Annotated in this window: 11 protein-coding genes; 2 read left to right on the top strand and 9 right to left on the bottom strand. The window is 37.1% G+C overall.

Annotated elements, in window-relative coordinates:
• Positions 1-415: 415 nt before the first annotated feature.
• From fadD to glnE, 9 genes are all read right to left on the bottom strand, one after another.
• On the bottom strand, positions 416-2125 hold the full coding sequence (gene fadD, locus A1D25_RS05990; protein ID WP_157394787.1) for a long-chain-fatty-acid--CoA ligase FadD: 1710 nt from the start codon (positions 2123-2125) through the stop codon (positions 416-418).
• 10 nt (positions 2126-2135) lie between these two features.
• Complete coding sequence (locus tag A1D25_RS05985; RefSeq protein WP_157394786.1) at positions 2136-2564, bottom strand: SoxR reducing system RseC family protein; 429 nt, start codon at positions 2562-2564, stop codon at positions 2136-2138.
• Between the two features lie 21 nt (positions 2565-2585).
• A complete protein-coding gene (locus A1D25_RS05980) occupies positions 2586-3566 on the bottom strand; it encodes a MucB/RseB C-terminal domain-containing protein (RefSeq protein ID WP_157394785.1) in 981 nt (326 codons plus the stop codon).
• A gap of 197 nt (positions 3567-3763) precedes the next feature.
• Positions 3764-4462, bottom strand: a complete 699-nt coding sequence (locus tag A1D25_RS05975; RefSeq protein ID WP_157394784.1) for a LutC/YkgG family protein — start codon at positions 4460-4462, stop codon at positions 3764-3766.
• Between the two features lie 8 nt (positions 4463-4470).
• Positions 4471-5877, bottom strand: a complete 1407-nt coding sequence (locus A1D25_RS05970) for a LutB/LldF family L-lactate oxidation iron-sulfur protein (RefSeq protein ID WP_157394783.1) — start codon at positions 5875-5877, stop codon at positions 4471-4473.
• A 1-nt stretch (position 5878) separates the two neighbouring features.
• On the bottom strand, positions 5879-6610 hold the full coding sequence (locus A1D25_RS05965; protein WP_157394782.1) for a (Fe-S)-binding protein: 732 nt from the start codon (positions 6608-6610) through the stop codon (positions 5879-5881).
• Between the two features lie 152 nt (positions 6611-6762).
• Positions 6763-8358, bottom strand: coding sequence for a lactate permease LctP family transporter (locus A1D25_RS05960; RefSeq protein WP_157394781.1), 1596 nt, complete (start codon positions 8356-8358; stop codon positions 6763-6765).
• Between the two features lie 192 nt (positions 8359-8550).
• Positions 8551-8940: a hypothetical protein gene (locus tag A1D25_RS05955; RefSeq protein WP_157394780.1), complete on the bottom strand. Its 390-nt coding sequence runs from the start codon at positions 8938-8940 to the stop codon at positions 8551-8553.
• A gap of 55 nt (positions 8941-8995) precedes the next feature.
• On the bottom strand, positions 8996-11887 hold the full coding sequence (gene glnE, locus A1D25_RS05950) for a bifunctional [glutamate--ammonia ligase]-adenylyl-L-tyrosine phosphorylase/[glutamate--ammonia-ligase] adenylyltransferase (protein ID WP_157394779.1): 2892 nt from the start codon (positions 11885-11887) through the stop codon (positions 8996-8998).
• Between the two features lie 127 nt (positions 11888-12014).
• On the opposite strand from glnE, the gene A1D25_RS05945 reads away from it, so the two are divergent.
• The gene (locus A1D25_RS05945; RefSeq protein ID WP_157394778.1) at positions 12015-12320 is read left to right on the top strand and encodes a type II toxin-antitoxin system RelE/ParE family toxin; all 306 of its coding nucleotides are present in this window, start codon (positions 12015-12017) and stop codon (positions 12318-12320) included.
• Complete coding sequence (locus A1D25_RS05940; RefSeq protein WP_157394777.1) at positions 12320-12673, top strand: helix-turn-helix domain-containing protein; 354 nt, start codon at positions 12320-12322, stop codon at positions 12671-12673. The genes A1D25_RS05945 and A1D25_RS05940 overlap by 1 nt, the downstream gene beginning before the upstream one ends.
• Positions 12674-12946: the final 273 nt, after the last annotated feature.

Raw genomic sequence — 12946 nt, 5'->3', positions numbered from 1 at the left:
TGCTCTTTGAGTGTATTAAATAGTTTTCTAATAAATTTGTGAAAGACCATTTATATATTTGTTATAATTAAAAATAAATATATCCCAATAATAAAAATAATATAAAACACATAATAAAAAGCGTAACCCATTGTAAATAAATACAAAAATACAAAACATAGTTTTTAGTTATAGAGACCTTTTATTTAGCAATAAATATTATGATATATATCTTGAGATATAGATTAATAGAAAAAACATTAAAACTAAAAGAAATGAATAATATAAAAATATAATAAAAAAACCATAAACCCATATTTCATTACTAAAATATGGGTTTATGGCTAAAAAACAGAATAGCGTTTTAACTTATGAAATGCTAAAAATAACAAGATTTTTAGTTAATCTTATATTTAGGAAAAAAGTCTCTTATCGCTTATTCAGTAACATTTTCTGGTTTAAGCTGAGCTTTTACCCTTGCAACTTCTTCATCTCGTAATACTCGGCGTAGAATTTTACCGACATTACTTTTTGGTAGATCATCTCGGAACTCAATATCTCTTGGGATCTTATAACCTGTGAGATGTTGTCGGCAGTGGCTACGCAGTTCTTCACGAGTTAGGCTTTCATCTTTTTTGGTCACATATACTTTAATGCTCTCACCAGAGGCTTCACTTGGAATACCGACCGCAACCACTTCATTCACTTTAGGGTGCAGTGCAACAACATCTTCAATTTCATTTGGATAAACATTAAAACCCGATACGATAATCATATCTTTTTTACGATCCACTATGCGTAAATTAAGATCTTGCCCCATTTCAACAATATCCCCTGTTGCCATCCAGCCATCTTTTAACACATCAGCGGTATCTTCAGGACGTTGCCAATAACCACGCATAACTTGTGGACCTTTTACCCATAACTCGCCACGTTCACCCATTGCAACATCATTTCCTGCATCATCAACAATACGAATATCTGTATTCGGAACAGGTACACCAATTGAGCCAGAATACTCGGTTGAGTCATTACGAGTTGCCGCAATCAATGGTGAACATTCCGTCATACCATAACCTTCAATAATATGATTTCCAGTGGTTTGATGCCAACGCTCCGCCACTGCACGTTGAATAGCCGCACCGCCACCAACAGAAAGACGTAACTTAGAAAAATCAACTTCTTTCAACTGGCTATTATTCAATAAAGCATTAAATAGAGTATTTACCCCTGTAATTGCCATCACTCGATATTTTTTCAGCTCTTTGATAAAACCTGGAATATCTCTTGGATTAGTAATCAATAGCCCTGTAATCCCTAATTCAATAAAGAGCAAACAGTTTACCGTTAAAGCAAAAACGTGGTAAAGCGGTAAGGCAATGACGGCAATTCGCTCATCACCTTTACTCACTAGCGGATAAGCCACCCATTTTGCCTGCATTACATTAGCAATAATGTTGCGATGAGTTAGCATTGCCCCTTTCGCTACACCTGTTGTACCACCTGTATATTGTAAGAAAGCAAGATCATCACTATGAATAACAGGTTTGACATATTGACGTTGCTTACCAATACTCAAGGCTTCACGAAAACTTACTGCGTGAGGTAATTTATATTTTGGCACGAGTTTTTTGACATACTTAACCACAAAATTAACTAAGGTACGTTTACCGAAAGAGAGCTGATCGCCCATTCGGGTTAAGATAACGTGTTTAACCTGCGTATCAAAAACTACTTTTTCTAAAGTTGCTGCAAAGTTAGAGACCACAACAATCGCTTTCGCTCCACTATCATTGAGCTGATGTTCCAATTCTCGTGGTGTATAAAGAGGATTTACATTTACCACCACAAGTCCCGCACGCAATGCCCCAAATAATGCGATAGGATATTGCAATAAATTTGGCATCATCAAGGCAATTCGCTCGCCTTTTTCTAAACGTAATTCATTTTGTAAATATGCGGCAAATGCTCGACTACGCTCTTCCAATTTACGAAATGTCAGTACTTTTCCCATATTGATATACGCAGGAATATCAGGGTGGCGTTGTACTGCTTTTTCAAACATTTCCAGCAAAGAACTATATTCATCGGGGTTTATCGTACGCTCTGCCCCTACTGGATAATTTTCAAACCAAATCTGCTCCATTTAACTCTCCTTAAATCTTTCGCAAAAATATAGGGGTAAATTCCCCTTGCTGTTTTTGAGCTATTATTTTTTTTACAATAACAAAAGTGATTGCAGTGGCAGTAAAAATACCGAATGCCAATCCTAATTCATTACTAATCCATTGTGAAAGTAGCAATGTACTTCCCACTAAAGCGATAAGTGGTATTAAGTACAACCAAAATACGCTTACCAATAAACTGTTTTCTGCCAAGCCAATTTCAATACGATCGCCCACGCTCAAAACTTGATTTACACTCAACTCAAATTGTGGTGCTACTTTTTCTCCAGCCAATGCCGAAAGAGATTTAGTTCCACAACCTGATGTAGCCGAGCAAGCACCACAGCCACTTTTAGCAAAGCATTGTACCTTTGCTACCCCATTTTGATAATCTAAAACGGTAGCTTGTTCAATCATCATTATGATTTTCTCCGTAAGCGGTTAGTTTGGCTTAATTTCTTGCAATTTGATTTCTTGCACAATATGACGAGCGGATACCAGTGGAATTTCGCCTACAATAACGACATCTTTATCACCCAAAGTTTGGCTATAAATACTCATTTTCCCTTGTCGCCAAAACTGTTCATCAAAAATGATGCCTTTATTCTGTACAACATAGATAGTAAAGGAGAATAATCCATCGCTATATAATTGGCTTTCTACTTGTTCATTATCCATTAAAAACTCAGATAAAGTTTGTCGCCCCGAAGAAATAGCTTTAAACCCTTGTGGAATCCAACTTGGCTTCCAATTTAATGTATTTTGTGGCGAGTTTTCTTTCGGTTGAATTAGTGCAGGCAAAATTAGGGTACTAATCGGCTCAACAATATACAAAAACTCTTCATTAACAGTATTTTGTATCACCTTAAATTGCTCTAACACATTTCTTTCACGATCTAACAGATCACTGCGTAGCAATAGATGATTTTCTTCATCAATCCAAACTTCATATTGATAGCGGAAATCATCTCTAGGCACAATGCGGATCACTCGAGCAAGACGGTCAGCCACTCTCATTCTGCCCGAATCGACAAAATGATAGCCTTGCAGCTGATTAAAGTCTGTATAAAGCACAGATGGCAGATCATCTAAGATATGCGAACTTGGCAAACTAAAAGGCTGAAATTCGCCAAAATAACTCACCATATCATCACGCAAAATCATCTCTTCTCGATTATTATCTAGGCGTAATAATTGAGCATATTCTTTCTCATTCCAATAGGCGTGGCGATAACGCAAAGATTGAACATCTTCCCCTTGTTGCAAAATATAAAGCTGTTCATAATTTAACGTTTTATGTGCTTTTGTCATTGCATTGAGATATTCTAAAGGCGAAGAAAATTGTGCCGTTTTGGCATATAACGGCGAACTTAAAACAAACAATAAAGCAAATAATAGCGTTAATAAGGTATTTCTTTTCATTATTTTGACTTGTTATATATAAGGGCAAAGATTGTAACAAAAAAGCGTAATGATTATAAGCTAAAACATACTTCGCTATTTACAGAAGGAATGAAAGATTGAATTGGTTTATGGTTAAGTATGAAAATCTGCACCTTAATTCATTGGTTGTTTAGTCCAACTTTTGGGGTGCAGATCAATCATCTCATCTTTTTAATTTAAAGATCGTCAATCACTAAATAAATTTTTGAAACAGGGCCGTGTACCCCCACCACTTTGATCAATTCAATATCTGCCGTAGCACTTGGGCCTGAGATAATATTGACACAAGATGGCATTCTTTCGCCTTGTTGAGCTTTCTCGTGTAAGATTTTGGCTAATTGAGCCACTCGTGGCAACACCTTACTTTTGCGTAATACCACCACAGATTTTTCAGGTAATAAACTCACAGAACGTCCAAAATCTTTATCCGAAAACAGCACAATACCGCCAGATTCGGCTAATCCATATTCGCCATAAACAACACCAATATTAGCTTGTTCCGCTTGAGTAATATTCTGCTGTGGTTGGTTAAGATCCCAAATATAACTCTCATATTTAGCTTGTAATGTTGGCGTAACGCCTAACTCAACCAATCTTTCATCATTGTTAATGATGATCTTCCCACCACCATATTTTTCACAAATATCCAATATAGCGGTAGGTAATTCATTTTCTTTTGCAATGACGACATCTGCCATCATTACACGAGCAAAATTAATAAATTCATCACAAAGCTCTGTTTGGGTACGATCGGTTAAACGTGTCATAGGGTGATTATTTACCAACTCTGGCATTGGTGCTGGAACAGTTTGGCGAGGTCTGCCCATTCGCTCCGCTAATTTATTTAAGAAATTTTCACGATTTTGCATATCCATTGATCCCCCTATTTTCTGTTATTAAACCATTCACGGAAACTTTCGCCTTCCGCAGAAGGTAAATCACGAGCTTTTGTCCACTCCGCTAACGCCCCCACTTCAATTGGTGCTTTACCATTTTTAATCAATTTACCCGCAATTTTTGCCCCTAAATTCACTCCGACTTTCCAAAGCGTTGGGTGTGAGTTAGCAAGGTTAAAACCAAAAATAGATAAACGTTCTACGGCTGGAGTCATTCCATTTTGGGCAATATGCTCACGATGTTTTAGAATAAGCTGTGCAAGTGGAATTTTCACAGGGCAAACAGAATTACAAGCAGTACATAATGAACAAGCGTAAGGTAATTCTTTAAATTCTTCATAACCACCCAGTAATGGCGAAATCACAGAACCGATTGGGCCTGGATAGATAGAGCCGTAGCCGTGTCCGCCAATTTGACGATAAGCAGGGCAAGTATTTAAACAAGCACCACAGCGGATACAACGTAGCACTTCTTTAAATTCACTCTCTAGAATTTTTGAGCGACCATTATCAACAATCACTAAATGGAAATCTTCAGGCCCGTCCGTTTCACCTTCAAGGCGTGGGCCAGTCAGCCAAGTGTTATAAGCGGTTAATTTAGCCCCAACTGCACTGCGTGCCAACATCGTGATCAATACATCAACTTCTTGGAATGTTGGTGCTAAACGCTCCATTCCCATTACCGCAATGTGCGTTTTAGGGAGCGTTGTGGCTAAACGTAAGTTACCTTCATTGGTTACTAAACAAACTGAACCTGTTTCGGCAACAGCAAAGTTACAACCACTGATCCCAATATCCGCGTCTAAGAAATCTTGACGCAATACTTTACGGACAAAAGCGTTCATTTCTTCTGGTTGTTCGCTACCTTGATAACCGACTGCATCGTGTAATTCTTGGCGAATTTTATAACGATCTTTATGGATCGCAGGTACTACAATATGTGAAGGTTTATCTCCTACGATTTGTAGCAAATACTCCCCTAAATCAGTTTCAACAACTTTCATCCCTTCTTTTTCAAGCACTTCGTTTAAACCAATTTCTTCTGTTACCATTGATTTTGATTTAACAATTTTTTTGGCATTCTTTTCCAACGCCACTTGACGAATATAAGCGGTAGCTTCTTCGGCTGTTTCTGCAAAAAAGACGTGTCCGCCATTTTGTTGAACTTTTTCGCTAAGCTGATATAAATAAGCATCTAAATTTGCTAAAACGTGGTTACGAATTTGTTTGGAAAGATCACGCCATTCTTCCCAATTACCTAATTCATCAACCATTTTTTGACGATTTGCACCGATTGTTTCCTGTGCTTTAACGATAGCTTTACGCATCATATCATTGTGGATTTGGTTATCCACTCGTACTTTAAAAGCAAGGTTACTGGTTTTTAGTGACATTTTATTTCCCTCCCTGCATTAACACTTCAGCAATGTGCATTACTTTCACATTCTTACCTTCGCGACTTAAACGACCACCAATGTTTAATAAGCAACTCACATCCGCACCAATTAAATATTCTGGCTCAGCTTCGGTAATATGTTCTACCTTTTCTGTAACCATTTCGCCTGAAATTTCAGCCATTTTGACCGAGAATGTGCCACCAAAACCACAGCAAGTTTGCTGATTATGAATAGGTAATAACTCTAATCCTTTTACATTTTGTAATAATGTTAAAGGCTCATTCACAATACCTAATTTGCGAGAAAGGCTACAAGATGGGTGATAAACCGCTTTACCTGTTAATTGTGCACCAACATTAGTTACACCAAGCACATTAACAATAAAATCGGTTAAATCGTGAAAACGGTTTGCTACTTTCTTTGCACGCTCTGCCCACTCCATTTCCCCAAAACGCTCAAAATATTCGGGGTAATTTTTGATGGCGTAAACACAAGATCCTGCTGGTGCAACAATTGGATAATCATTTACTTCAAAGGTTTCCACCAACACTTTCATTCCTGAGAGTGCTTGTTTGGTATAACCGCTATTGATAGCAGGTTGTCCACAACAACCTTGTTTTTCTAAAAAGGTAATATTACACCCAAGTTTCTCCAATAAGAGAACCGTATTTTTGGCTACCCCTGCTTTCACAATGTCAGCAATACAGGTAACGTAAAAATTTACGTTCATAATAAACTCCAACTCAATTTACAAAAAAATAAAAACAAAAATGAAAATAATTAATAAATAGATAATCTAAAATGAAAACAAGCGGGTAGATTTTGCAAAAAATTTACAAAATATAACCGCTTGTTTCCCCAAACTTCTATGCTATATCAGTATTAAACCGCATAGAAGATAGGGATAATAAAGAGCGCAACCAATGCAGCGATAACGCCATAAACAGTCATAGGCACAACCGTTTTCTTAATGATTTCACCTTCTTTATTATTGATATTTAATACTGAACTTACTGCTACAATATTGTTGATACACACCATATTACCCATTGCTCCACCAACAGATTGAAGTGCTAATACCAAGCTAACAGAAAGACCAGTTAATTCTGCTGTTGATAACTGTACGCTACCAAAAGTTAGGTTAGATACCGTATTTGAGCCCGAGAAGAATGCACCCACTGCACCTAAATAAGATGCGAATAATGTCCAATATTCACCTGTTGCTTCAGCAAAGCTCTTACCGATAATTTTTACCATTGAGCCATCGCCACCAACTAACATTAAATTCACCATAATCAATGCACCAACAAGGGCAAAGAATGGATTTTTGGTTTGTTTTAAGCTAGTTACAAATACATCTTTAGTTTTGCTTGCTGATACTGCAAATACAGGAATAGTAATCAATACAGTAACGACAAACGGAATTAACGCTGGAACATATAGCAATTTATAGCTTGAACTAATTGTCGTACCGAAGATATTTTTTAAACTAAAAATTAAGCCGTTACTAATATCAAACAACCCTAATGAACCCAATTGCACGCTTACCCAAGATGTTGCATCGTTCATCATTGCTTTAAATGGTAATTGTTTGATACGAGTAATGATCAAAATAGCAATCAATAAACCTGTTGGGAATAATGCTTTAATCACTTCACCTTTAGTCACATTGCCATTTTCTAAAGTATTTTCAACTTTCGCTAAACCAATCCCTTTATTTGCAACAAATACTGAAATTAATAAACCAATAGCACCACCCACTAATGATGGGAATTCATAGTTTACTTGTGCTAATAACAAATACGGTACAACACAAGCAAAAACACTGATATAAATAAATACTAAGTTTTTACGAATATCTTGCCAAGAAACAATTAAACGTAAAGCCATTACAGGAATAACCAGTGCAGCAAATGCGTGAATTAACGCTGTCATTGAGCCGATCTCAAGAATTTGATTTTCAGGTAATTGTAATGGACCAAAACCGAACCACGTTGGCGTACCTACCGCACCAAATGAAACAGGAACGGAGTTCATTACCAATGCAACCATTGCCACTTTTAATGGGTGGAAACCTAAGCCAACTAAAATCGGTGCAGCAATCGCAGCTGGCGTACCAAAACCACTCGCCCCTTCAATCATAAAGGCAAATGCCCAACCGATAATCATAATTTGAGCAACTGGATTTGGGTTAATAGCCCCTAACCACTTACGCAACGTATTTGTTACCCCTGAAACTTCTGAAAAACGGTTAAATAATACCGCTCCAAAAATAACAGTAATTGGTGTTTGTACCGCAATAAGTGCAGATGCAATGTTAGCACTTACTGTGGTAATGTCTGTACCAAAATAGATAAGTTGAATAATTAACACAACTACCGCAATCCACGGTAATGCAATGTAAGAAGGAAGTGCATTACGTTTAACCATTAGGTAAATAAGTAACACAATTGGAAAAACACTTAGAAAAAGAGCCATACAGCCACCCTTAAATAGTATGAAATAGAACAAAACCGTCCCGTTAATAAGTAGGAGCGTATTCTATTAAGAAAATGTGAATAAAAAAGCAAAATGTTAGCTTTTTGTGAGTTAAATCACGATTTATTGTATCATACGTTTAAAATTTATCCTTTCTGTTCCTTTGCTACTTATTTTTCACTTCAACATATTTTACCAACACGCATAACAAAATCGACTAAATCCGAATCCAAAGCGGAAATCTTCATCATAATGCATTCGCATATAACGTAATTCTTCTTGAGCTTTATAATTTTCTAACGCAAGTTTATAACAAGCTTGAAAAACAGGGTTATTTACTTTTTCAGTATAGCGTTTTTCAAATAATTTCTGTTCTTTTTCTGTACGATCTAATGGAGGATTAAATTGTTCGTGTATCAATTCCGCTGCTTCTATATCACATTGTTTAGCCAATTTAACTTGTAATGCTTGTTCTGCTCGTACTCGTTTGGCTTCTCTTTCTGCACGCTGTTCAGGGCTAACTGCACAAGCGGTTAAAGCAATCACACTCAATAACATCATCGTCATTTTCAATTTATTCATTTTTAACTCCCTATTTGCTGTAAAATCGCATTAAGTTTCTGTGGGTCTAAGACATCTATTTATTAACATTAGTTTGCAATAACTCCCGCCAAATTGCTTGTACCTGCTGACGTTCTATAACAAATTCACCGCTATCTACTACTGCCTCTTGATTCAGTAGATTTAAATGATGAATTTGATTGCGTAATGTAATATAACAATGTTTTAAGGTTTCTCCTTGTGTGTCGGTCAAAATACCACATTCCACACTACGCTCAAAAATACGCACATTGTCCGACCAATCCGTCATTGTTGGATAATGATGAGCATAATTTAGCACGAGATATTGAGCGATAAACTCAATATCGGTAATGCCACCGTGATCGGTTTTTAAATGAAATTTTCCTTGCGTTGTATGGCTTAAATGTTCATACATTTTTGCACGCATTTTGCAAATTTCTGAACGTAACTCACCGCTTGTACGAGCCATTGATAAAGTTTCTTGGCGAATTTGAGTAAATTTCTCTCGCAAGTTTTTGCTACCATATACTGCCCTTGCTCGAACCAGAGCCTGACTTTCCCACGTCCACGCTTCATTTTGCTGATAATCTTGATAGGCTTTAAAGGTACTGACTAACAGCCCTGCTTCTCCAGACGGGCGTAAACGCATATCTACTTCATAAAGCACGCCTGCACTGGTATTTAAATTAAAAATACCATTGATTTTTTGAGCTAATTTTAAATAGAACTGATGACTTGAAATAGATTTCTTACCGCCTTGAGTTTCACTCTGCTCAGGAGCGTTATGCAAGAACACCAGATCTAAATCTGAATTATACCCGAGTTCAATGCCGCCCAATTTACCGTAACCGATCACCACAAAATCTTGCTGTTGCTCACCGCTATGTTCATCAAAAGTTAAATGTTCTGGCTTGCCAAAACGTTGAACCACCTGCCGCCACGCTATATTAACTACCGCCCCAATAATTGCTTCTGCTAAATAAGTGAGATGATCACTAATTTTCATCACAGGCAGAACGCCTAAAATATCCGCAGCCGCAATCCGCAAAATATGGCTCTGTTTAAATTGACGTAGTGCATCAATCAACGCTTCTTCATCATCTTCAGGCACTCGCATTAGATACTCTTGTAATGCCATAGGGTAATGATCTAACTCGATCATTGTCACCAAACTCTTTGGCAAAATAAGTTCATCAAGCAACATTGGATAGCGTGCGATCTGCTCGGAAATCATTATTGATTGCCCACATAATTGCATTAACTGTGGCAAAATCTGCTCTTTTTCGAGCAATAATTCTAAATAAGTTGTACGCGTATTGATTTTGTCGAGAATATTTAAAATTCGGGGCAATAGCACCAAATAATTCGCTTGATTAAAAAGCTGATCGGCCACTTTCGGCATCAATTTGCGAAGGACTTCACGCCCACGCACGCCAATAGAACGTTTTACCCAATCTTGAAAAGTAGTCGATAATTGCTGAAAAATAATCGGATAATCGCAAGGTTCAACAGGGTAATCTTTTAACTGACTTGCAAGTTCATCTTCTGTCATCTGATAATGTAAAATATCTCGCCACGTTGCAAGTAAAGGATTTTCAGCATCATCACTCTCTTGCTCATCTTCGCCAATCAACTCATTAAAAATCGCCCGTACATTCTGCTGATGTTGTTGCAATTGATTGAGAAAAATTTGCCAAGTATCACATTGACAAACAAAGGCAATTCGAGCCTGATCGATAGGATCTGTCGGCAATGTTTGGGTTTGTTGGTCGTTGATCGCTTGCAAGATATTTTCCACATTGCGTAAAAAGAGATAGGCTTGCTGTAACTGTTCTACTTGCTGTTGGCTTAACAGATTAAGCGGAACGAAATGTGGTAAAACTTGCAAAAGGCTACGTTGCTGTAAAATTTTATCTCGTCCACCACGCATCATCTGAAACGTTTGCACGATAAACTCCACTTCACGAATACCACCAGCCCCTAATTTTATGTTATCAACTAACCCCCGTCTTAACACTTCTCGGCTAATTTTCTGTTTCATTTCACGCAGTGATTGAATGGCACTGAAATCTAAATAACGGCGATAAACAAAAGGACGTAATAGCTGTTTTAGGTATTTATGGTTAATGTTATTCAGATCTTCGCCCAAGATTTTGGCTTTAATCATCGCATAACGTTCCCAATCTCGCCCTTGTTCTTGATAATAGTCTTCCATCGCACTAAAACTTAGCACTAAAGCACCACTATCCCCGAAAGGTCGCAAACGCATATCGGTTCGATACACAAAACCTTCAACCGTAACTTCATCTAATGCACGAATTAAACGTTGCCCTAAACGAGTGAAAAATTTACTATTTTCTATTGGTTTTCTTGCCCCGATTGTTTCGCCCATATCTGGGTAAGTAAAAATCAAATCAATATCAGACGAGAAATTAAGCTCTCTTCCCCCTAATTTTCCCATACCTAAAATCAGTAATTCCTGTTTCTCGCCTAACTCATTCATTGGCGTGCCATATTCTTGACACAAACGTTCAAACAACCAATCTCTCGCCTCTAAAATTAAGGCTTCGGCTAAATCTGATAATCGCTCAAAAATCTGTTGTACTGTTGCTAAACGGTTAGATTGCACAAAACTGAGTGTTGCCATTTCACGATGACGAAATCGGCGTAATGCAGAATGTAGCTGTTCTTCGCTTTCTACTGCTGACAATACTGCTTGTAAGCGTTGTGAATAGTGGTCGCAATCAGCAATACTTGGAGATTTCACTAACCATTGAGCCAATAATTCAGGCTGTTTTTGTAGCTGTGTCGCCACAAAATCCGACATTGCCATTGCAGTAATAAGCGGTGAGATCTGCGGATTATTTTGCAAATCCAATGTAATACCCTGAGTTTCACAGAGCTGAGAAAGGTGCTGTTGAGCGGTTTGAAAGAGATCGTTAGGCATAGGATTCACACATAAATAGAAAGCTATTAAATGGTGCTATGATACTTTAATTTAAGGAAGAATGGGAATTTATGCTTTAAAACAATACAAAGTATTACTATAATACAAAGCATTAAGGAGATAACTAATGTACACCATTATTGAAACTATCCGATTTGAACAGGAATCTAAAAAGATTTGGAGTGAAGAAGAACGTTTAGCGTTTTTTTCACATATTTCACAGAATCCTCTTTTAGGTGATGTCATTCCACAAGGAAAAGGTCTCAGAAAAATACGTTGGCAATCATCAGGACGAGGTAAGCGTGGTGGGGCTAGAGTTATTTATTTTAATGTATTACATTCAGGCTTTATCTTAATGCTAGATATTTATACAAAAAATGACAAGGAAAACCTATCTAATAACGAATTAAAACAACTTACGGAGCAAAAATAATGAGTATTGATAAACAACTAAAAGAAGCAACCAAAGATTGGGATATTGATGCAATGATAGAAGCTATTATTGCTGACGATCCCGAAATGGCTGAACATCAAGAAAGTTTATACCTATCGCTCAGCCAAGCTAAGTATGGAGAAATTAGTAAAACAGCCTATCAAATATCACCTATTGTCGAAACACGCAATAAAGTAAAACTTTCACAACCTAAATTTGCCGAAAAATTAGGTATTTCAGTCAATACGCTACGTTCTTGGGAACAAGGGCTAAGAAAGCCAAGCGGTGCAGCAAAAACATTATTAGATTTACTTCATCGTAAACCTGAACTAATCAATGAACTTAGAACTTAACGTGGGTTATAAATTAAAGACCTTTCCGCTCAAACTTAAACGGAAAGGTCTTACTCAAAAAACTGGCGTAATGGACAAAAATGTGGGATTTTTGTCCATTTTCTTTTCAAGTGGACAAAAGTGTGGGATCTCCATTATATTTTTGATCGTTAATTGCTTTTCTTATTCAAAAAATCCTTTATAAACATAACCTTACGTTTTTTGCTTAATCCATTGTGATTATTTAATTTTCGTTTTAGTTCACTAAATAATCCTTCAAGCCTATTTGTCGTT

It is taken from the genome of Ursidibacter arcticus (genome assembly GCF_009761375.1).
Classification (GTDB): Bacteria; Pseudomonadota; Gammaproteobacteria; order Enterobacterales; family Pasteurellaceae; genus Ursidibacter; species Ursidibacter arcticus.
The sequence above is the reverse complement of the archived record's forward strand: the minus strand, read 5'-3'. Positions and strand labels throughout refer to the sequence as shown.

Excerpts from the sequence above, each read along its gene's own strand:
- A1D25_RS05945 (WP_157394778.1), top strand. The coding sequence starts at position 12,015 with ATGTACACCATTATTGAAACTATCCGATTTGAACAGGAATCTAAAAAG.
- A1D25_RS05955 (WP_157394780.1), bottom strand. The coding sequence starts at position 8,940 with ATGAATAAATTGAAAATGACGATGATGTTATTGAGTGTGATTGCTTTA.
- A1D25_RS05975 (WP_157394784.1), bottom strand. The coding sequence starts at position 4,462 with ATGGATATGCAAAATCGTGAAAATTTCTTAAATAAATTAGCGGAGCGA.
- glnE (WP_157394779.1), bottom strand. The coding sequence starts at position 11,887 with ATGCCTAACGATCTCTTTCAAACCGCTCAACAGCACCTTTCTCAGCTC.
- A1D25_RS05965 (WP_157394782.1), bottom strand. The coding sequence starts at position 6,610 with ATGAACGTAAATTTTTACGTTACCTGTATTGCTGACATTGTGAAAGCA.
- A1D25_RS05970 (WP_157394783.1), bottom strand. The coding sequence starts at position 5,877 with ATGTCACTAAAAACCAGTAACCTTGCTTTTAAAGTACGAGTGGATAAC.
- A1D25_RS05985 (WP_157394786.1), bottom strand. The coding sequence starts at position 2,564 with ATGATGATTGAACAAGCTACCGTTTTAGATTATCAAAATGGGGTAGCA.
- fadD (WP_157394787.1), bottom strand. The coding sequence starts at position 2,125 with ATGGAGCAGATTTGGTTTGAAAATTATCCAGTAGGGGCAGAGCGTACG.
- A1D25_RS05980 (WP_157394785.1), bottom strand. The coding sequence starts at position 3,566 with ATGAAAAGAAATACCTTATTAACGCTATTATTTGCTTTATTGTTTGTT.
- A1D25_RS05960 (WP_157394781.1), bottom strand. The coding sequence starts at position 8,358 with ATGGCTCTTTTTCTAAGTGTTTTTCCAATTGTGTTACTTATTTACCTA.
- A1D25_RS05940 (WP_157394777.1), top strand. The coding sequence starts at position 12,320 with ATGAGTATTGATAAACAACTAAAAGAAGCAACCAAAGATTGGGATATT.